Consider the following 20,428-nt stretch of genomic DNA (forward strand, 5'->3'; position numbering starts at 1 on the left):
GCCCATCCACTGGTGTAATGTACTTTTTGGAATGTTGAGTTCTTCTGCCAAGTCTCCGAGTGTCTTGGTCTGTTCTTGAATAAATTTTACCGTTTGTTTCTTAAATTCTTCATTGTATCGTTGCCGCTGTTCTCCCATGTGGACACACCTCCGTTAGCCTTATTATCCTTCTGTCCGTTAACGGGTGTCCACTTTTTATTCTAGTTCCAGGTCAACCACATTAATTGTCTCTAAATCCGTCCGTCCATGTTCTAACGAACTTGACAACTCTTATATTCACAATTACCGCTTATTTCCCGATCTAACGAACCTGAGTGTCGTTATTTCAGAATATCGAGTAGATAATCCTTCATAACAAGGTTCAATATGCACAATAAAGCCTCTGAGATTCGTTAGAATTCATAGATAGGTAGGGGATAGATAGAATGGTGGCTATTTAGTAATACCATTAGTAAAGGGTTCCTGCTACTCTGTACATACAGAGCGTTAGGAACCCTTTTCTTATGTTTGTTGGTTACGTTTGTTGTTTTGGTTAAGCTGGTTGGTTACTTCTTACGTTTTGCTTCCAACTTATTCATTATACTGCTTACCTTACTCCCCATGTGGCAACCACCCTTGTCATGAGTCAACGGGAAACAGCAGGCCGAACTTCATACATTCTAGTCAACATCACACATGACGATGCTACTGCCATGAGCTGTAATCAATGCTTTAACATCTTCAAATTCAAGGAATACAGTCGCTGTATTTTCCATGGGATGAATCCCCATTTTTTGACCGACTAAATCCTTGTCAAAGACTACGGTTACGTTTTGCTGAGTATTATTGAAGACTCCCATCGGATTTACATGTCCTTTTTCCAGTCTGAGAAGTTCCAACAAATCCTTCTCACTAGCAAAACTCAGTTTGCGGCTAGGAATCGTTTCGCTTAAACTCCTCAAGTCAACCGACTTCGTTCCAGCTATAATCACCAGATAATAGTTTCTTTTTTTATCATCACGTAGAAATAGATTTTTCACGATATGCTCTGTATGCGGAATTTGAAAAGAGAAGATTTCCTCCATCGTATATACTGCTGGATGTTCAATACTTTCGTAATTTATATTATGGCTATCTAATAACTGATAGAAGCCTTGTTTGTCTAACATATTTGTTCCTCTCTTTCAGGCAGACCATCTAACCATTTCACTTCAAACGTTGCAGAATCAGCCGTTTTTTGTACAGCATTTTACCCGTCTCAGCTACATCCCGAATCGTGTTTTTATTGCTCACTGAACCAAAGATCATACCTGCAATCGGAATGAGTTGAAATAACTTTTTCCATCCAAAGGATTCACGATAGGATTCAAACACTTCTCGCCAACCCTGCATTTGCGACATCACCTCAACCTGTTTATCAGGATTCTCGTAGTCTGCCAATTCATCAAGGATTGCCTTCTTGCCTACGATATCCGCCGATGTAAATTGCAGACACTTCACAATGAAAATCCGCTCCTGTGGCTCATCCGGATCATAACCGTAACATAACGCCATCTCTTGTAACACTTTCAAAGAAAGTCCCATCACCATCGGAATATCCGCTGCAATCGTCACAATTCCACCAATGCCTGTTGCCGCTCCTTGTGCTGCTGCAAACTTGGTACGACTCTCAGCGATATTATCAGCTACACGATCCAACACTTCAAGTGGCAGGTTCTCGACACTGTGAATTTTCGCTGTACTCTCTTCCTCAGCTTCCCGTTCGAGACGATCCGTATGACCTAACATCGAATAACCTGATCGCTGAGCTTCATCCTGTAGCAGCTTCGCTACCTTCTTCTTCTGAACGAGAAATTTACCACCATACTGTACATACTGTCCTACTTCATTAAGCGAGTTGCCGATCTTGTCTTTCAATGCCTTCGGCATAACTTTGTCCAACATAGCAAAGGGCAGACGACCAATTTTGTCCCAAATGAACAAGTCCTTCTGCTCTTTCTCCCATGTATGAATCTGTTGCAGTCCCTGATCCAAAGTTTCACGCGAATCCATATATTGTCCTCCTAGTATGATATCAATCGAACTATAGCAAGAGCTGTTCTATTTACATATTAACTTCATCTATACGTTGTATACGTGAAAGGTGCAAGAACGGATTCAATTCATGCGTTATGTTAGATCTGCCTATTCCTTCATTAACGAGAAAAGCCTTTAATCAGCTATTATACTGACTAAAGGCTATTTCTATCGTTCACATTCTATCTAATTATTGTTCCACTTCAGCTACAGCTTTACCATCCGGAACAGGAACACCAAAATCAGGTGTACCATCCTCTCTCCAATGGATTACTTGAGCACGGGCATGACGGTTAGGATCGTAGAGTGGATCTCCCTCGATCTCTTTGTAGTTACGAGCGTGATAAATGAGGATATCCGTCTGCCCATCTGGTGTTACGGTAAAGCTGTTGTGTCCCGGGCCATACTGGCCGTTCTCTTCACATGTCTGGAATACCGGTTCAGGCGATTTCACCCAGCTTGCTGGATCGAGCAGATCGGCATTCTCATCTGCCGTTAGTAATCCCATGCAATAGTTATAATCTGTGGCACTGGCTGAATAACCAATGAAAATACGTCCATTCCGGTTCAACACAGCCGCACCTTCATTGACCTTGAAGCCGATGATTTCCCAATCATACTCTGGTGTGGAGATCATGACCTGTTCACCGCGCAGTGTCCACGGATTCTCCATCTCGGAGATATATAGGTTAGAGTTACCTGGAATATCCGGATCTTTCTGTGCCCAGACGAGATAGCGGATGCCTCGATGCTCAAACGTCGTAGCGTCCAAAGCAAAGGTCTCCCAGCGTGTCCGCGTCTGCCCTTTCTCAACCCACTCACCCTCAAGTGGATTCGCAGATTCATTTTCCAGTACGTACATCCGGTGATCAAACAGACCCTCATTCGTCTCACTGGTATGTGCTGCGGCAAAATAGATATACCATTTCCCGTCGATATAATGAATCTCAGGCGCCCAGATGTTAGCGCTCATCGGTCCAGTGTCACGCTTGCGCCAAGCCGTCACAGGCTCGGCATCCTTCAGTTCCTCAATTGTGCGTGCACGTCGAATTTCGATCCGGTCGAATGCAGGCACAGAGGCGGAAAAATAATAGTAGCCATCCGTATGGCGGTACACCCACGGATCGGCACGCTGTTCCAGAATAGGATTAGTAAATGAAATGGATTGTGTCATAAGATTACTTCCTTTCTATTTGGCATTGGTGTAAAGAGAACGATATAAGCTGGTGTAAATGAACAAAGCAGATCGTGAGGGGTAGCGCGGACGTTTCGGGGAATGATGGGCCTGCGTCGCTTTCTTGTCCTCTGATTTCCCTCAACCTGCTCTCCAGCAGTTGAAATCCGATGACAAACACGCTCCTTCGGCTCCTTCCTTCCCCTTCACTGCTTGATGCCCCTTCAAGGTGCAGCTTTGCGCTTATTCATGCGCGCTTCTATAAGGTTCTCATCGAACCACTCGTGTGGCTCGATGTGGCACCGTCGACCAATTGCCTGGTCGACTGCATTTCAAGCACAGAGCAAATCTCAGGGCAGCGCGGACGTTTCGGGGAATGATGGGCCTGCGTCGCTTTCTTGTCCTCTGATTTCCCTCAACCTGCTCTCCAGCAGTTGAAATCAGAGGACAAACACGCTCCTTCGGCTCCTTCCTTCCCTTACTACTCCTGCTCTTCGCTCAGTTGTTTTCCCCATACGGCAATGCCGCGGTCATTCAGACCTGTGGCCACAAGAGCTGGCTTGCTCAGTTCCCAGTCCCACGACGGGAGCAGTTGTAGCTCCTCTGTGGATGCTCCATTTGAGTTACGTTCCTTCCACTCAATCGTGAGTGTGTGTTTTCCATCGAATGTCCACGTACCTGAATCGTTTTCGCTTGTGACTTTGCCGTTACGCTGTAAGGTGAATGGAGACGCTTGAACCTGTCCGTCAACGGATGGATCGAGCTCCATCCCTTCCCATTCCCCAGCAATCATAGACTTCGGAATGTCCTGTACCGTCTCGCCAGCGTAACGTTCGGGTGAGACGACTGGCCAGCCATCCTTCGTCCATAACATTTTGCGCACATGCAGATATGGCCAGTTTTTATCCGTCTCACCTCTTGCATGGTGAACGATGTAATAATTGTCACCGTCTTGCAAAACTGAATTATGACCTGGGGCAACCCAGCCTTCGCCCTCTGTAAAGCGATAACCACCTACTACCTTAGTTCCAATCTCGTATTGTGGTAGATGTTCTGTATCCAGCATGTTCATGCCGTTTATATCCGTGTATGGGCCTGTAATTGAATCAGCACGCGCGACCCTTACATTGTAATCCTCGAACAAAGAGTCATATGAGACAAACAGATAATACTTTTTGAATTCAGGATGGTAAACAATGTACGGCCCCTCTACTGCACCCTCTTCAGTTGCCCGATCACGTGCGGCAATGCGAGTACCATAACCCTCATCCTTGAACTTCCCCGTATCTGGATCAAGTGGCGCAATATAAATTCCATCGAAGAATGAACCGTACACCATCCACGGATTGCCGTCGGCATCCAACACAGGATTCGCATCAATGGCATTTAGCTTATCCTGTTCGTTCTCTGATGTGCGCACAACAAGTCCTTCATCTTTCCAAGGTCCCTCTGGAGAAGTGGATGTCTGCAAACCAATGGCTGACCGCGTGCTGCCAAAAGATGAAGCCGAGTAATACATGCGGTACGTATCTCCTACCTTCGTAACATCCGGTGCCCATAAATTCACGGCTCCTGTCCAATCCAATGCTTCCTTCGGAATGCCTGGTAGGGCTTGACCAACCCATGTCCAGTTGATGAGATCCTGTGATTTTCGCACCATCACACCAGGTTTAGGTTCTCCCGCAACACGAACGTCTGTGGAATATACATAGTAACCCTGATCTGTTTTGATAATCGCTGGATCGTGAGCATTATTTACTGTCCAACGAGACTCATCATCCAATATGGAAGTATCGTAAAGCACGGTATCTTGTGGTTCCTCAGGGAAGGTCGGGCGAGGCACCTCTGCCTCCGCCCCCTCTCCAGAACAACCCGTCGCACCAATCAACATAAGCAACAGCATTGAAGCAAACACTCCTCTCTTGTTTATGTTCCAGCCACGCCTTTTCAAGCTAATCATCCTTTTACTCCAGAGATCGCAACAGATTCAATAATCTGCTTCTGGAAGATCAAGAAGACAATGAGTACTGGGAGCAACGCAACGATAGACGCAGCCATAATAAGCGGATAATCAGTCTGTATCGCATAGGTCGCATTGAAATTGGCTATTACAAGCTGCAAGGTCTGCTTCTCTGGCGAGTTCAGATAGATGATTGGAGCCAGATAATCATTCCAGATCCCCATGAACCACAGAATTAACTGTGCTGCAATCGCAGGTTTGATCAATGGGAAGGTGATGCTAGAATAGAGCCGGAAATACGAGCTTCCATCAATTTTGGCTGCTTCTATAATTGCATCTGGAACACTAAGCAGATATTGCCGCAGGAAGAAAATCATAATGACGTTACCGAACAACCCAGGTACAATGAGCGGTAACAGCGTATCTACCCAACCAAGCTTCGAGAACATCATGAATTGTGGAATCATGACGGTTGGATAAGGAATCATCATGGATGCAAGTAGAGCAAGAAACAGTTTGTTTTTATGCGGAAATCTCAATTTAGCAAAAGCAAAAGCGGCGATACTGGACGTAAACGTACCTATCACAGTGACACTGACTGCCACGATCAAACTGTTTTTGATCCCGCTGAGCAGCGGACCAGCTTCCCAAATTTCTTTATACTTTTCAAATTGGAACACTTCTGGAATCCACACAGGAGGAAGTGCAAATACATCCTGTTTCTCCTTCAACGACGTGGACAGCATCCAGATCAATGGGGCAACCATCGCAATAGCGCCAATCGCGAGTACGATAAAAATAATAGAGTTCGTTACTTTCCTTCTTTGACTGTAAGACATCTCCGGTTCACTCCTTTCCCTTGACCATCAATCCCCATCATAGGCTGATCTTTCGTTTAATTTGAATTGCACCAAAGTAATGACAAAGATGAACACACCAAGAATCATGGCCATTGCTGAGGCGTAACCCATTTGCAGGTTGCTGAACGCTTTTTGCCAGATGTAGAAGACGATCGACGCCGATGAATACTCAGGACCACCCGTAGGGGTCATAATGTTCATCTCGGTAAAGATCTGGGAGCCACCAATAATATTGGTAACCACGAGGAAGAAGGTCACTGGCTTCACCATCGGCCAGGTGATGTTACGGAAGATCTGGAACCCGTTCGCTCCATCCAACTCAGCCGCCTCGTAGTATGTACGAGATACACTTTGTAGAGCAGCCAGATACAGTAACATCGTGTATCCTAGACCTTTCCACACCGTCATAATAATGAGAGCTGGTTTGACCGTGTCTTTGTTAGCCAGCCAGTTAGGCCCTTCAATACCGAAGAGCGCAAGGAACTGGTTAACCAATCCGTAATCTCCGTTGTACGCCCAGTTCCACATGATGGATACTGCCGCAAGCGAAGAAATAACCGGAATATAATAGATCACACGGAACGTTGTTGTACCGGGAATTTTGCGATTCAAGCCCATTGCGAGCAAGAGTGCAAGCAACAATCCAATTGGAATCCCCAGCATCAGATAAAAGGTGTTAAACATCGCTTTGTAAAACAGATCATCTGTAAGCAAATCCTTGAAATTGGCTAAACCGATAAAGTTCATCTGTCCCAAGCCATCCCAATCCGTGAACGAACCGTACAACGAATATAGGAAAGGGAACAGAACAAAGATCAGCAGACCGAGAATCGGAGGTGTAATAAACAAATATCCGTACAGCCTCTCTTTGCGATACAAGCTAGACTTTGTATTCACTGCGCTCACCCCTGTTTCTAATATCAAGTATGGAATCGAAAAATGATGCCAGCAGCGTGATAGCAGGCTGCTGGCATCGCTTTTCTATGCAATACGAAACTACTATCTTAACTCTGATCCACTTTGTGCAGGTCGCTTCTATGCTTCTTGTTCGAAACGCCTCACATTCTCTCGTTGATTAACTTATTTCTGAGATTTCTTCTCTTGCTCTATCGCTTTGTCTAACAGCTTCTGCATTTTCGGCTGTTGCTGTTTCACATAATCTGCGGCTGTAATCTTGCCATCGAGCACAGGCTGAATATCTGTGAAGAACAGATCATACCACTCTGCGTTATACGTGTAGTTTCCTGGAAGAGAGCGACCATAGTCTTCAACGATATCAATGAATTCCTGTTTATTAGCTGGCTTTGTTGATGTGTCTTCAGCCCATTCATCAGCCATATCGAGCAAGTTCGGAATCTGTACTTTGGCATCGACAAGCTGCTTCATTGCTTCCTTAGAAGCGGTAAGGTAATTCACCAGTTTAGCTGCTTCTTCAGGGTGTTTCGATTTAGCAGAAACCCCAATACCCAGGGAACCAATCCACGTTGCAGACTTACCACTGGAACCCGCCGGGAATGGCAGCAGATCATATTCAAAAGGTAGTGTTTCAAACGTACTCATATCCCACGGACCTACAGGGAAGAATGCCATTTCCCCTTTCATCCAACGTTGGTACGTATCCAGAGTTTGTGCCTCTTCAATTGAAGGTGTGATTTTGTATTTGTTCTGCATGTCTGCGAAAAATTGTAGCGCTTCCGCAAATTTCGGATCATCAATCGTTACTTTCGTTTTGCTCTCATCCAACCAGTCAGCACCATTACTCCATACGAAGGATTGAAGTGCCCAGTTCACGTTGAAACCTGTACCAAATACATCCGGTTTGCCGTCTCCGTTCGTATCCTTCGTTACTTGCTGATTCACTTGAATGAACTCATCCCACGTATATGGCTTGTCTTTGTCTGGGAGTGGAATGCCTTCTTTTTCAAATAGTGTTTTGTTATATCCAAGTGCGAATGGTCCCAAATCTTTCGGCATACCGTAAAGGTCTCCTTGTCCTGCCATTTGGCCATCATAACGATATAAATCCAAACCATATTTCCAGATATTATCCAAGTCTACATCCGGGTTATTTTCAACATAAGGAGTCAGATTCATCAATACATTACTGTTCACATACGCTTTCACGTCACCAGGGTTAAAATAAAAAATATCTGGCAAGCTATTGCCCGTGATCGCTGCTCTCAGCTTGGTAGCATATTGATCCGCAGCCGTTACAATCAATTTAACTTTGATGCCAGGATTCTCTTCTTCAAACTTTTTGACGACCGCTTGATAAGCCTTCTGTTCATCTGTACCGCCTCGGAACATAAATGTCAGTTCTTTATCACCACTTGCCCCTCCGCTATCTCCACCGCAACCTGCTAAGACAAGTGCAGTAACCAGCATAAGAAGCATAAACGTGACCCAACTCTTTTTCTTTAACATCTGAACCCCTCCTGATCTGAATTTGTAACCGTATTCAATTGCGTGAAATAAGATTTCTGTTGATAAATTTATCAAATAACAATCCCTTTAGTCAATACTTTATTAAAACATTTTATATTTTTTTAAAATAAAATGAGTTTTGGGGTATTCTTTAGGGTTTGTAATCGTGGATTCACCTGCGATTTTCTTCATTTGAAATTTGGACACCGGGGAGGTGATAGAGGGAAGTTTCGAACTTTTCTTAACCAAATGGTCAATTTGATTCATGAAGGATTAAATTATTTTAGGTATAATAGGATTATAAAAGCGGTTACAGTATTTTTCAACGGTTTATTTCAAAGATTAATGAAACAATTTAAATGTTTTTATGGAATACTATATTGAGAAATGTACCTTCATTTTAATAATGAATCGTACGATATTAAAGAAGATAGGCTCTCTGTCTCTGCCCTTCCCATCTATCTTATAATCATTTATACTTATCTAAAATAAAATATAGAAATGTGCACTAACTACTTAACAGTGCGTGTTCAGAACGGGGAAAGGACCAACACATATGATATATATTAAGGATCTGAAGTCGGGTGTGAACATCTTCAAAGCCCTCAGTTCGGAGATTCGGATACAGATCATTGAACTACTGGCGAAGAACCAGAGCCTTAATCTCAATGATCTTGCGACCAAGCTGGGACTTAGCAATGGAGCAATTACAATGCATATCAAAAAGCTGGAGGAGAGCGGTTTAATTGAAATAAATACGGCTGTGGGCAAGCACGGAATCCAGAAAATTTGCTATCTCAATGAGGAGAAGCTGATGGTGGATCTGCGTTCGCAGGAGATTAGCAACCGTTATGAGGTAGAGATTCAAGTGGGACATTACAGTGATTATCAGGCTGCTCCTACTTGTGGACTTGCGACGCGGGACAGTATCGTTGGGGAATTCGATGACCCACGTTATTTCGCAGATCCATTACGCATTGATGCGGAGATGATTTGGCTTGCGGAAGGTTATTTGGAGTATCGCATTCCTAATTATCTGAAACCGAATCAGTCATTTAGTGAGATTCAACTCTCTATGGAGCTTGGTTCGGAATCACCTGGCTATTGCGATAACTACCCTTCGGATATTTACTTTTACATCAACGGTATCGAGATTGGTTGCTGGACGAGTCCAGGTGATTTTGGCAATACACGCGGGACGTTTAATCCAGACTGGTGGCCGCCTCACCTTAATCAGTACGGCATGCTGAAGTTGATCCGTATCACGCAGGAAGGTAGCTATATCGACGGCTGTCGCATTTCGGATGTTACGTTAGATGATATTGGGCTGGACTACAAAAGCGACATCCTCTTCCGCATTGCGGTGACAGAAGAACCTGTCAACAAACGGGGTCTTACGATCTTTGGCAAACATTTCGGAAATTACGGCCAAGGTCTACTCGCCCGGGTGCTCTATAACGTACATGAAGACTAGCACAAGTTTGAAATAACGCTAATATTCTAAGCAACCAAGCTTCTTAACATCACTGCTAGGATATTACCGCTTCACATTACTGTTTGGCGTAATAATATCGCGGCTTAGAAAGAGTGCGGATCAGCACTCTTTTTTGTTTTTTCATCTCACGTTATAGCTGCGTAACTATAAGCACCATAATTAATGACTTACCTTGAGATATTTATAGGGCAATACCCTTGTTGTTCAATTCACTGTGATATAATATGGCCTGCACTAACAAAAATGAGGTACTGGGCGGGATACAAGATGAAATTGGAACGTTTAATCTCAATCATATTCAAGCTCTTGAACCATGAAGTATTGTCGGCTTCTACACTAGCGGAAGAGTTTCAAGTTTCTCCAAGAACGATCTACCGAGACATTGATGTGATCTGTGCAGCCGGCTTCCCCGTCGTCTCTCATCAAGGACTTAAAGGCGGGTATGGCATCATCGATGGATATAAAATGGATAAAAGCTTGCTTGGCTCATACGATGTGAATTCCCTCATTACCGTTCTCAGCAGTCTTTCCACTGTCTTTGATGACGGACGAGTACAGGGAACGATTGAGCGACTACAAACGATTGGGTCGGAGCATCAGTCCCCAAGTTTATCCATAGATTTGGAAACACGCCGCACGGAACCTGATGCCCTTCCCTATCTGCGAACAGGAATCACAGAATATCGGATTATCCAATTCGATTATATTAACACCAAGAATGAACGCACCTCTCGTCGCATAGAACCTATTAGACTCCACTTTAAATATCGCAATTGGTATGTATATGGATTCTGTCTGGCACGCCAGGATTATCGGGAGTTCCGACTGTCCCGGATGATGAACGTAAGCTTAAGTTCTGACACATTCCAACCCCATACCACTAGGATTGAACCGATAGTTGAATCAAGGATTCAATCGGACACCACACTTCACAGTCAGACAACCGAAGTTGTATTTAAGGTTAATCCGGAGGCACTTTCGGAAGCCATGGATCATTTCCAACAAGCCGATAAACAATTTCATAATGATGGAAGCATGACGATGCGAATCGCAGTTCATCAGCCATTGAAAGCCCGTTGGTTGTGTTCGTTTCTGTTAAGTTTAGGTAGTGGTGCAGAGGTGCTTGAACCTGTCGAGCTGCGAAATATCCTGCGAGAAGAGCTTCAGAACGCGCTTAAACCTTATCAAAAAACCATTGAAGAAGTATGACATGCTGTTGTCATACTTCTTTTTTTATAATCATCTCAGTAAGTTAGTTGCACTTCACGACTATTCTAAGGAGATGATCGCTTGAACCATCCAGAAGAAATGTATTCGTATCACACATGGGCTACACAAACCATTTTAGGGAGAATTCAAGAATTGCCAGACAGCGTTTTGCACCAAGAGGTGAATAGTTCTTTCCGCTCCATCGCTCACGCATTAAGTCATATGTATGCAGTTGATCAAATGTGGTATCTGGTATTAACGGGGGTTAGTATGCCTGAAGCGCTACAAATGTGCATGCCCCGCAATGAAGAGATTTATGATTCTGTGGAGGATTATAGCCGGCGATATATGGAGTTATCAAAACAATATGCAGCTTGGTTTCAAGAGCACACCGATCTGGAACAAACAATTCTGCTGGACAATCCATTCGCGGGAATTCGAAATACTAGTCTTGCGGAGATCATCTTCCATCTGATCAATCATGGAACGTACCATCGGGGGAATATTTCTACGATGCTACGTCAATTAGGCCATGCTTCTGTCATGAATGACTACAGTCTTTTCTGGTATACAAAACCTGCTATAGATTAGATGATGGTATGAACTGTGGAAATGAAAAATCATTTGGCTGTTACAACGAGAAAAGAATTAAGATTTTGGCTACATGAGCATGGTCGAACCGAGACGTGTTGCTGGGTAACCATTAGTCTCAAACCAAGCCCAGACACTCTGTTGTACTTGGATGCCGTAGAAGAGTCGTTATGTTATGGTTGGATTGATATTCCAGCACAGATTGGATAAATTGATCGCCCATACGGCAGCAAACCAGATGTACGGTCAGTGGCATGATCATGGACGGCTTTTCAATTATCACGATGAAAATTCCACCGATATCACGAAAATAGAATAAGAGGATCTCCCATGTGAGGGGGATCCTCTTATTCGCTCAGCTCAAATTTTGCCTGTAGTTCTTAGGGGACACACCGTAGGCTTTCTTAAACTGGCGCGTAAAATAATTACTGTCATTAAATCCGCAATCATATGAGATTTGAGTAATGGATAGATTGCTATTTTTCAGTAAATGACACGCCTTCTCCAGACGCAGCTTATGCACATAGGAAATAGGCGTCATCTGATAATAGGATCGAAAAATCCGATTGAGATGCCTGATCGATATATTCGATTTTCCCGCAATATCCTCCAGCGATAATGGCTTAAGATACTGATCTTCGATATAAGAGATGGCATTGGCTAGATGCAACAGATTATTCCCCCTACCGCCTTTCTCCCTGGTATCATACTGTCTCGACAAATACACTGCCATCTCTGTTAGACGTGCAATCAGCATCGTCTGATACCCTTGCTGCTTCGTCTCGTATTCTTTAACCATGAATGAAATCAGCGCTTCAATATACTCCAGGTTAGCAATGGATAGGGCAAGTACACTGGGGAACGAGTGAATATTACGATAAAACGGTTCCAACACAAACAATGCTTGAAACCCATTTGATTTCCTCAGATCAGGACCGGTCGATGAAAGCATGTCAGGTCTGAACATTATATTACATATTTTAAAATCATGAGGGTCGATATACGCATGATGTGTTTCGCCATTGATCACAAATACATTTCCCTTTTTGATAAAAAACTCCTCGTTATTCACAACATGAGTCGCATGACCATTCAAAACAATCACGAGCTCTGTAAAATCCATATGATTGTGAAGCTCCATATCTGTCTCATGCCCACCATATTGAATGAAAAACGGGAATTCCTCATCTGACGTAAACCATCTCAAATATGCATTACTCAAAAGCAGTCCCTCCGAACAATGTTGGGTTCGTATGTCTATATCATGCTACTCCAAGTCCGAAAAATCAAGGTAAAGGACGGTTGTAACCACTATACTTTCCCTTGTAACAAGGCACAGCGAATAAAGAGTGCACGCCAGACGGTAGCTCAAAATCGCAAATTCGCCTTAATTCATCCCTAACTTTCATATGAACAGGAGCCTAACATGACAAAATATACGAACCCCGTGATTCCAGGTTTTTACCCCGATCCGAGCATTTGCCGCGTAAACGAAGACTACTATCTGGTAACGAGTACGTTTGAATACTCTCCGGGTGTGCCTGTTTTCCATAGCAAAGACCTCGTACATTGGCAACAAATTGGACATTGTCTTACTTCCGAAACACAGCTTCCACTAAGTAAAGCCTCAAGTTCCGCCGGTATATATGCACCGACCATCCGTTACCATGAAGGCTGGTTCTATATGACAACGACTAATATCGGTGCGGGTGGAAACCTGATTGTTCGTACCCAAGATCCAGCAGGCTCATGGTCTGAACCGATTCTCATCGCACAGGGGGGCATAGATCCTTCTCTGCTCTTCGACGATGATGGACGTGTGTATTTCCAATCCGCTCAAAATGGCAATGAAGGCGAAGGAATATATCAGTGTGAGATTGACATTACTACCGGGAAGCAGCTTACAGATAGCAGACTCATCTGGCGTGGAACAGGCGGAGCTGCCCCAGAAGCACCCCATCTATACAAAATTAACGATCTGTATTATCTCATGATTGCCGAAGGTGGTACGGAGTACGGTCATATGGAAACCATCGCACGCAGCACCGATCCATACGGCCCATTTGAACCATGTCCTCACAATCCAATTCTATCCAACCGCAGTATGAAGAGCAGTATCCATGCCGCTGGGCACGCAGATCTGGTTCAGGCACAGGATGGAACGTGGTGGGCTGTCTGCCTTGGTATTCGCCCCCCTTCTTATCCGATGCGCCATCACTTGGGACGAGAAACATTTCTTGCACCTGTGACTTGGACGGATGAAGGCTGGCCGATTATTGGTGACAATGGGAATGTCAATCCTGTTATGGATGCGCCTAAGCTACCACCAGTACAATGGAATGCACCAAGCGTGCGGGATCATTTTGACGGAGCAACTCTTGGTTTGGAATGGATGTTCTTGCGTAACCCCGCACCCGGAAGCTGGTCGCTAGAGGAACAGCCAGGTCAGCTTGTACTGCGTGGAAACTCCGTTTCCCTTGATGACGTGAGTAATCCTGCTTTTGTTGGTCGCCGGTTGAAACATTTCACCGCCCGTATCGCAACCGAGTTAGCCTTTGAGCCACAGAAAGACGGAGAAGAAGCTGGCTTAACGCTGTATATGAATCCTAAATATCATTATGATCTGGCAATTAAGCAGGTCAATGGACGCAAAATGATCTTACTTCGTCGCACAGTTGGCTCCCTAAGAACCGAGCAATGGGTTGCTTGTGAAGCAGGGCCAGTAACCTTGAAAATTCATGCACAACCTGACCAGTTCCTTTTCTCCATTCAGCAAAATTCAGCTCCAGAACTGGAGGTTGGCTCAGGTGAGACTCATCTGCTCTCCACTGAAGTAGCAGGCGGATTCACAGGGGTCATTGCTGCAATGTATGCCACCAGTCCATCAGGAAGTGGCACACCTGCACGATTCGATTGGTTCGATTATGAACCATTGGATGAAGTATAATAGCCGTTAAATTCGTTAATCAAGTGCACAGTTTCAACTCAAAAAGCTGCCGTCTGTACAATGCAGACAGCAGCTTCAACGTGCCATAGCTTCCTCTAGCTTCAGGGATTACATGGAGCTATTTGCTTCGACTCGCTTTCCTGATTTCAGCATACTCATACGCTCTGAATCGGTTCCAGCGCTTGACAATGCAGCACATTCATGAAATGCAAAATGCTTGCAACCCTTGCATTTCTGATCATCTAGATGCGCTAATGCATAATTGATAGCTTCACCCGTGTGCTCAAACATATGATCAGGATTAATCCGTTCTATCAAGCCTGTTTTCTTCAGCATCTCCAATGGTTGTGCCTGAATACCCGAAAGTAAAACCGTCCCCCTAGATCTCTCCATATGTTTAACAACATGAGCCAGATTGGATTCACCTGTCGTATCCATAAAAGGCACCTTGCCCATGCGCAACAGCAAAATACCTGGTCGCCGATGAAGCGAATCCATGACTGACTTCTCGAATCGATCTGCTGCACCAAAGAATAACGGCCCTTCAATCGAATACAGGTTTATCTGTGGACAATCATGCCCTTCGCGAACCATGTAGTCCATGACTTTCTCATGTTTATGATTGGGATCAGGCAGCACTTTGGCAACCTTCAACATCTCACTCATCCGTTTAACAAATAAAAGGACAGCCATAATCAACCCAACCTCTACAGCCGTCGTTAAACTTGTAAATACGGTCAATAAAAAGGTAATGAGCAGAACGAGCGAATCACTCGTTTTGGTTTTCATAACATGCATGAACGATCTCCGTTCACTCATATTCCAGGCAACCATCATCAGAACGGGAGCCATACTGGCAAGTGGAATATGGGAAGCATAGGGTGCGAACAGAACAATTACCAGTAGGACTACTACGCCATGAATAACCCCAGACAATGGTGACACAGCTCCAGATTTAATATTCGTTGCCGTACGCGCAATTGCTCCTGTTGCAGGAATACCACCAAATAATGGCGTCACCATATTAGCAATCCCCTGCCCAATAAGCTCTCGATTGCTGTTATGTCGACTTCCGGTCATGCCATCGGCAACAACAGCAGACAATAACGATTCGATTCCACCTAACATGGCGATAACAAAAGCGGGTTGCAGCAAATTCATGATTCGCTCCCAAGTAATCTCAGGCACATGAAATTGAGGCAAGGAGCTTGGTATCGCACCAAAGGACGATCCAATCGTAGTCACCTGCCCTTCAAAAAACAACGCTGCGATTACTGTCGATAGAATCAGACCAACGAGTGACGCAGGCACCTTCGGCGCAAATCTCGGCACAAGCAGAATAACAGCCAGACAACTGCCTGCTGTCAGCAAACTATATATATTAACGGTTGAAATATGCATTACGATTTCTTTCATATTAGACCAAAAATCTTCATGTTTCTCGATCCCGCGTAGTCCTAGAAAATTAGCAATCTGCCCACTGAAAATAATGACAGCAATCCCCGCTGTAAATCCGATGGTCACCGGGCGCGGAATGAACTTGATTAACGCCCCAAGCTTAAATAATCCCATCAGTACAAGCATGAATCCGGCCATAATTCCGGCAATCAATAAATTTTCATATCCATACTGCATTACAATGGCGAAGAGGATCGGGATAAATGCCCCTGTTGGTCCGCCGATCTGGAACTTGGAGCCACCCAGCAAGGAAATGAGAATCCCCGCGATTACCGTTGTGTATAAGCCGTACTCCGGTTTGACTCCAGAAGCAATGGCAAATGCCATGCCCAGTGGTATCGCAATAATACCTACAATTAGTCCCGATAACAGATCCTTACGAAAAGAAGATCCATTATACCCTCTATATCTCCCCATCCATTTCATCTGACTTAACCTTCTTTTCTTTATATATTTGAATATTTGAATATAATAAGAAGACTACGCCGCTGCGAGCACGCTGTCAATCGTAATGCTCACACCTGAGACATTATTACATGCAGAAAAACAAGAAGTTCCCGAACTTACTTCAACTTCAGGTTCCTCTTGTTTACGCCGTATCTGAAAACCCGCCCTAGCATGTTTATGTTTCTTTGCGGATATCTTCCAACATCGAAATGGCATTGACCAGATGATTGTCAAAAATCTGTTTGGCAACCTCCAACAAGTCTTTAATCAATGGATCCCGTAGAGAGTATATGACTGTCGTTCCTTCTTTCATGCCTTGTACAACGTTTTTACTGCGTAATACAGCCAGCTGTTGGGAAACGGCGGAGCCTTCTGACCCCAGGATACTTTGCAGCTCGTTGACGTTCTTCGCTCCTTCGCTCAGCAATTCCAGAATCTGAATACGCATAGGATGAGCCAAAGCTTTAAAGAAATCCGTTTTAAACTGTTGTATGCTCTGATTCATACGTTATACCCCTTTATACTAACTTTTGAATATATAAAGATCATAACATAGATGGGATCATAAGTTTCACTCTATAAAATGACACAATACAACGATAATCGGAGCATTGGAATTAGAAAAAGCTGCCGCCTGTATAATACAGACAGCAGCTTCAATCAATAGCCTATTTTTTAATGTAGAATAGTCCTACCATATTTTCTTACTTACTTGATGGCTGTGCTTCTGCTGTGTAGCCTGTCGGAATGTCTGTTTCAGCAGTTACATTCGTAATAACCATGGGATACATCATGTCAGGATCAGGCTGAACAATAGTGTAATGCACGATTGCACGTCCATCTTTCTCCAGCTTCACATCATCAATCTTCAAGCCGTAACCGGGATGCGGCATTTCAGCTGTCAACTTAACTTTATTCGTTTTATCATCAACCTTGGTTGTAGTCACGCTTGGTACGATCCCCTGTTGACCCTCACCTGGATCGGCTGGATCGGTTGGAGCGGGTTCAGACGAACCATCCTCCCCATGCGATTCCACAAATTCAATTGCATTGAAGATCATGCTTGCAGCCTCCATACGAGTAAGTGACTGATCTGGACGGAAATTACCGTCCTTATCCAGTTCAATGATATTCATATTCAGCAGGTTCTGGACCGCAGACATAGCGTCCTTACCGATTTTATTTTCGTCATTAATAAAATTATACTTCAAGGTCACTGGATAGTTACCCGTTGTATTAATACCTTCGTGCAGTAAAATAACAAATTGTTCACGCGTCATTTCACCTTGCGGATTCAACTCCACCGGAATGGACAGACCATTCTGCGTTGCAGCCTGTACAGCATCAGCATACCATGTGTCAGGACTAATTTTATTTTGAGCCGCGGCAGCCGCGTATTCATTCTTCAAACCAAAAGCCTTCACGATCATCTGCACACCTTGTGGCTCAGACAATGCAGCATCTGGACGGAATAGATCTGCTGTTACGCCATTAACAATACCTTTGGACTTCAATGTATCTACAACTGTTTTTTGCCCTTCATCCTTCACATCCGAAAAAGCGAGTACCGAAGCACCTCCTGCCGTTAATGACACACACAGTGCAAGCGTTGCCGCCAATCCTTTTTTATGTTTCATGCCTTGGCACCTCCTGGTAGTAGTAAGCCCTATTTTTGAACTTCTCAATCCTACAGACGGGGCCCCCTTGGAAAATGTTTCACTTCATCGTCATTAAGATGAATAATGATAGAACGCACAATTTCTCTCGGGTTCATTCCAAAATCGTATATATATCCGCTATGACGACCTATTTTCCCGCCCCCATGCTTGCTTGCTTTGTTGACATCCGTAAGGAATAGAGCAAAAATAAGTATAGAGAAATTAATCGAATGACGGATAATTTACAAACTAGATTGCATACAGTAAGAGGGCACGGCGCGCTAATATCAGGTGTCGGCCCTTTTGCTGACTTCGCTTCCGAATTCACTTCTTATCTGAAAAAAGGAGAACCTATTTTATGTCTAAGACAGGATTATTACGAGGCTATGTGATCGCCAACTGGCCTGTATATCTGGTCGCTATTCTTCTCATCATTGCCTCCAACGTAGGTCAGGCATCTTTACCCCGAATTCTTGGGAGCTTCACGGATCAGTTAATGCAGCATACATTTCAAATGGACACCGTCGTTCGGTATAGCCTCTCCCTACTGGCAATCGCCATCGCATATAATTTACTTTTTGGTACGGGACAATTCATGATTATGAAGCTTGGCCGTCGATTTGAATTTATGACCCGTGAGCGAATATTTGGCAAATTTTCCGAACTCAGTGAGCACTATTTTTCCAAACAAGGTAATGGCAAACTTCTCAGCTATGTGATGAATGACGTCACATCTGTACGCGAAGCCATCTCCAATGGCGTCACAATGATGACCAATGCTACCTTCCTGTTACTGTCTTGCATCGTGATGATGGTTCTAAGCGGCATACCGCTCAGTCTCATTCTAATTAGCGTGATTCCACTGTTAGCCATCCCTTTTCTGGTCGTTTTTTTTGGCCCTCGGATTCGAAAGCGTTCCCGCGACGTACAGGAGGCTCTAGCCAGTATGACCGAAGCCGCGGAGGAACAGCTGGGTGGCATCCGTGTTACCAAAACATTTGCAATTGAAGACATCGCTCAGGAGAGATTCGGCACAACCGTCGATGCTATCAAAACCAGACAACTGCGTTTAGTACGCTTATCTTCCCTGTTCCAGGCTCTACTCCCGTTACTGGGGGCGATCTCTCTTGTTGTATCCCTGCTCGTGGGCGGCATATTAACGATGCAGAATTCCATCACACTTGGCAGTTTTGTCGCACTGACATTATATTTACGTATTATTATGGGGCCATTGCAGCAGATTGGTAACGTTATCAACACGATGCAACGCTCTGGAGCTTCACTTGAGAGAGTCAACGATCTGCTCCTGGAAGAGCCTGACGTGCGAGAACGGTCAGACGCTAAGATACTTGATAAGGTAAACGACATCACCATTGATCGCCTGTCTTTTACGTACCCAGGAAGTTCTTCTCCTTCACTGAGTAATATTAGACTGAACATTCGTGCAGGTCGAACGGTCGGCATCGTAGGCAGAACTGGTTCAGGCAAGAGCACCTTGGTCAAGCTGTTATTGCGTACATATGAACCACCAGAGGGCACGATTCGCATGAATGGTACGGATATTCGTGCTTTATCGCTAGAGAGCTTACGATCCCGCATCGCTTATGTACCACAGGATGGATTCTTATTCAGTACCACCATTCGAGACAATATTGCCTTCAGTGACCGTAATGCGTCGCTCGGTACCGTTGAACATAGCGCGAAGCAAGCGATGATCTACGATAACATCACACGTTTCCCAGACCGCTTTGATACTTTACTCGGCGAGCGCGGACTTACCCTATCTGGTGGACAGCGGCAACGTACTAGTTTGGCTCGGGGATTAATTAAGAAAGCCCAGTTGCTCATTCTCGACGACAGTATGAGTGCTGTGGATGCCGTTACCGAAAGCGGTATTTTGCGAAGCCTGCGTGAGATCGGTAAAGGCAAAACAACCTTAATCATTTCGCATCGGATCAGTGCAGTTCGCCATGCAGATGACATTATTGTGCTTGACCAGGGGCGTATTGCCGAACAAGGCACTCACTCCCAGTTGATGGCGGCGAATGGGTTATATGCCGCAACGTATCGTTTGCAGGAGGAGGGACTACATCTTGAGTGACCATAAACCTGATGCAGATGCAACAACTACAACAACCTCAACGGAACCA

At 44.5% G+C, this 20,428-nt stretch carries 18 protein-coding genes; 6 read left to right on the forward strand and 12 right to left on the reverse strand.

The annotated features are described in order from the left end of the window. The 8 genes from J2T19_RS15245 to J2T19_RS15280 form a co-directional block, all read right to left on the reverse strand. On the reverse strand, positions 1-138 hold a 138-nt coding region (locus J2T19_RS15245), incomplete at its 3' end, for a transposase (RefSeq protein WP_307217648.1). Between the two features lie 521 nt (positions 139-659). Further along, the gene (locus J2T19_RS15250) at positions 660-1,148 is read right to left on the reverse strand and encodes a prolyl-tRNA synthetase associated domain-containing protein (RefSeq protein WP_307217141.1); all 489 of its coding nucleotides are present in this window, start codon (positions 1,146-1,148) and stop codon (positions 660-662) included. A gap of 37 nt (positions 1,149-1,185) precedes the next feature. Further along, positions 1,186-2,031 carry an EcsC family protein gene (locus J2T19_RS15255; RefSeq protein ID WP_307217143.1) on the reverse strand — a complete coding sequence of 282 codons (846 nt, stop codon included), beginning with the start codon at positions 2,029-2,031 and terminating at the stop codon, positions 1,186-1,188. Positions 2,032-2,245: 214 nt separating this feature from the next. After that, positions 2,246-3,229: a glycoside hydrolase family 43 protein gene (locus J2T19_RS15260; protein WP_307217144.1), complete on the reverse strand. Its 984-nt coding sequence runs from the start codon at positions 3,227-3,229 to the stop codon at positions 2,246-2,248. 481 nt (positions 3,230-3,710) lie between these two features. Beyond that, positions 3,711-5,132, reverse strand: coding sequence for an arabinan endo-1,5-alpha-L-arabinosidase (locus tag J2T19_RS15265; RefSeq protein ID WP_307217146.1), 1,422 nt, complete (start codon positions 5,130-5,132; stop codon positions 3,711-3,713). A 53-nt stretch (positions 5,133-5,185) separates the two neighbouring features. Next, the gene (locus J2T19_RS15270) at positions 5,186-6,028 is read right to left on the reverse strand and encodes a carbohydrate ABC transporter permease (protein ID WP_307217148.1); all 843 of its coding nucleotides are present in this window, start codon (positions 6,026-6,028) and stop codon (positions 5,186-5,188) included. A 27-nt stretch (positions 6,029-6,055) separates the two neighbouring features. Further along, positions 6,056-6,946 (reverse strand): carbohydrate ABC transporter permease, encoded by an 891-nt coding sequence (locus J2T19_RS15275; RefSeq protein WP_128100633.1) that lies wholly within the window; start codon positions 6,944-6,946, stop codon positions 6,056-6,058. A gap of 183 nt (positions 6,947-7,129) precedes the next feature. Further along, positions 7,130-8,473 (reverse strand): ABC transporter substrate-binding protein, encoded by a 1,344-nt coding sequence (locus tag J2T19_RS15280; protein ID WP_307217151.1) that lies wholly within the window; start codon positions 8,471-8,473, stop codon positions 7,130-7,132. Between the two features lie 556 nt (positions 8,474-9,029). On the opposite strand from J2T19_RS15280, the gene J2T19_RS15285 reads away from it, so the two are divergent. The 4 genes from J2T19_RS15285 to J2T19_RS15300 all read left to right on the forward strand — a co-directional run bounded on the left by J2T19_RS15285 (position 9,030) and on the right by J2T19_RS15300 (position 11,978). Beyond that, positions 9,030-9,947 carry an ArsR/SmtB family transcription factor gene (locus tag J2T19_RS15285; protein WP_307217153.1) on the forward strand — a complete coding sequence of 306 codons (918 nt, stop codon included), beginning with the start codon at positions 9,030-9,032 and terminating at the stop codon, positions 9,945-9,947. A gap of 288 nt (positions 9,948-10,235) precedes the next feature. Continuing rightward, positions 10,236-11,177 (forward strand): helix-turn-helix transcriptional regulator, encoded by a 942-nt coding sequence (locus J2T19_RS15290; RefSeq protein ID WP_307217155.1) that lies wholly within the window; start codon positions 10,236-10,238, stop codon positions 11,175-11,177. An 81-nt stretch (positions 11,178-11,258) separates the two neighbouring features. Continuing rightward, on the forward strand, positions 11,259-11,768 hold the full coding sequence (locus J2T19_RS15295) for a DinB family protein (RefSeq protein WP_307217157.1): 510 nt from the start codon (positions 11,259-11,261) through the stop codon (positions 11,766-11,768). A gap of 21 nt (positions 11,769-11,789) precedes the next feature. Further along, positions 11,790-11,978: a YdeI/OmpD-associated family protein gene (locus J2T19_RS15300; RefSeq protein WP_307217160.1), complete on the forward strand. Its 189-nt coding sequence runs from the start codon at positions 11,790-11,792 to the stop codon at positions 11,976-11,978. Positions 11,979-12,123: 145 nt separating this feature from the next. Here the strand turns inward: J2T19_RS15300 and J2T19_RS15305 are convergent, their stop codons facing one another. Continuing rightward, positions 12,124-12,990 (reverse strand): helix-turn-helix domain-containing protein, encoded by an 867-nt coding sequence (locus tag J2T19_RS15305; protein WP_307217162.1) that lies wholly within the window; start codon positions 12,988-12,990, stop codon positions 12,124-12,126. Positions 12,991-13,194: 204 nt separating this feature from the next. On the opposite strand from J2T19_RS15305, the gene J2T19_RS15310 reads away from it, so the two are divergent. Continuing rightward, the gene (locus tag J2T19_RS15310) at positions 13,195-14,715 is read left to right on the forward strand and encodes a glycoside hydrolase family 43 protein (protein ID WP_307217164.1); all 1,521 of its coding nucleotides are present in this window, start codon (positions 13,195-13,197) and stop codon (positions 14,713-14,715) included. Positions 14,716-14,823: 108 nt separating this feature from the next. Here the strand turns inward: J2T19_RS15310 and J2T19_RS15315 are convergent, their stop codons facing one another. From J2T19_RS15315 to J2T19_RS15325, 3 genes are all read right to left on the reverse strand, one after another. After that, positions 14,824-16,599 (reverse strand): SulP family inorganic anion transporter, encoded by a 1,776-nt coding sequence (locus J2T19_RS15315; RefSeq protein ID WP_307217166.1) that lies wholly within the window; start codon positions 16,597-16,599, stop codon positions 14,824-14,826. Between the two features lie 196 nt (positions 16,600-16,795). Then, positions 16,796-17,125: an ArsR/SmtB family transcription factor gene (locus tag J2T19_RS15320; protein WP_307217168.1), complete on the reverse strand. Its 330-nt coding sequence runs from the start codon at positions 17,123-17,125 to the stop codon at positions 16,796-16,798. 199 nt (positions 17,126-17,324) lie between these two features. Further along, on the reverse strand, positions 17,325-18,257 hold the full coding sequence (locus J2T19_RS15325; RefSeq protein WP_307217170.1) for an S-layer homology domain-containing protein: 933 nt from the start codon (positions 18,255-18,257) through the stop codon (positions 17,325-17,327). 379 nt (positions 18,258-18,636) lie between these two features. On the opposite strand from J2T19_RS15325, the gene J2T19_RS15330 reads away from it, so the two are divergent. Continuing rightward, positions 18,637-20,379, forward strand: coding sequence for an ABC transporter ATP-binding protein (locus J2T19_RS15330; protein ID WP_307217172.1), 1,743 nt, complete (start codon positions 18,637-18,639; stop codon positions 20,377-20,379). Positions 20,380-20,428 lie beyond the last annotated feature (49 nt).

This window comes from Paenibacillus tundrae (assembly GCF_030812775.1).
Taxonomy (GTDB): domain Bacteria; phylum Bacillota; class Bacilli; order Paenibacillales; family Paenibacillaceae; genus Paenibacillus; species Paenibacillus tundrae_A.

Coding starts and splice junctions, on each gene's coding strand:
- J2T19_RS15250 (WP_307217141.1), bottom strand. CDS start 1,148: ATGTTAGACAAACAAGGCTTCTATCAGTTATTAGATAGCCATAATATA.
- J2T19_RS15255 (WP_307217143.1), bottom strand. CDS start 2,031: ATGGATTCGCGTGAAACTTTGGATCAGGGACTGCAACAGATTCATACA.
- J2T19_RS15260 (WP_307217144.1), bottom strand. CDS start 3,229: ATGACACAATCCATTTCATTTACTAATCCTATTCTGGAACAGCGTGCC.
- J2T19_RS15265 (WP_307217146.1), bottom strand. CDS start 5,132: ATGCTGTTGCTTATGTTGATTGGTGCGACGGGTTGTTCTGGAGAGGGG.
- J2T19_RS15270 (WP_307217148.1), bottom strand. CDS start 6,028: ATGTCTTACAGTCAAAGAAGGAAAGTAACGAACTCTATTATTTTTATC.
- J2T19_RS15280 (WP_307217151.1), bottom strand. CDS start 8,473: ATGTTAAAGAAAAAGAGTTGGGTCACGTTTATGCTTCTTATGCTGGTT.
- J2T19_RS15285 (WP_307217153.1), top strand. CDS start 9,030: ATGATATATATTAAGGATCTGAAGTCGGGTGTGAACATCTTCAAAGCC.
- J2T19_RS15290 (WP_307217155.1), top strand. CDS start 10,236: ATGAAATTGGAACGTTTAATCTCAATCATATTCAAGCTCTTGAACCAT.
- J2T19_RS15300 (WP_307217160.1), top strand. CDS start 11,790: ATGAAAAATCATTTGGCTGTTACAACGAGAAAAGAATTAAGATTTTGG.
- J2T19_RS15310 (WP_307217164.1), top strand. CDS start 13,195: ATGACAAAATATACGAACCCCGTGATTCCAGGTTTTTACCCCGATCCG.
- J2T19_RS15315 (WP_307217166.1), bottom strand. CDS start 16,599: ATGAAATGGATGGGGAGATATAGAGGGTATAATGGATCTTCTTTTCGT.
- J2T19_RS15320 (WP_307217168.1), bottom strand. CDS start 17,125: ATGAATCAGAGCATACAACAGTTTAAAACGGATTTCTTTAAAGCTTTG.
- J2T19_RS15325 (WP_307217170.1), bottom strand. CDS start 18,257: ATGAAACATAAAAAAGGATTGGCGGCAACGCTTGCACTGTGTGTGTCA.
- J2T19_RS15330 (WP_307217172.1), top strand. CDS start 18,637: ATGTCTAAGACAGGATTATTACGAGGCTATGTGATCGCCAACTGGCCT.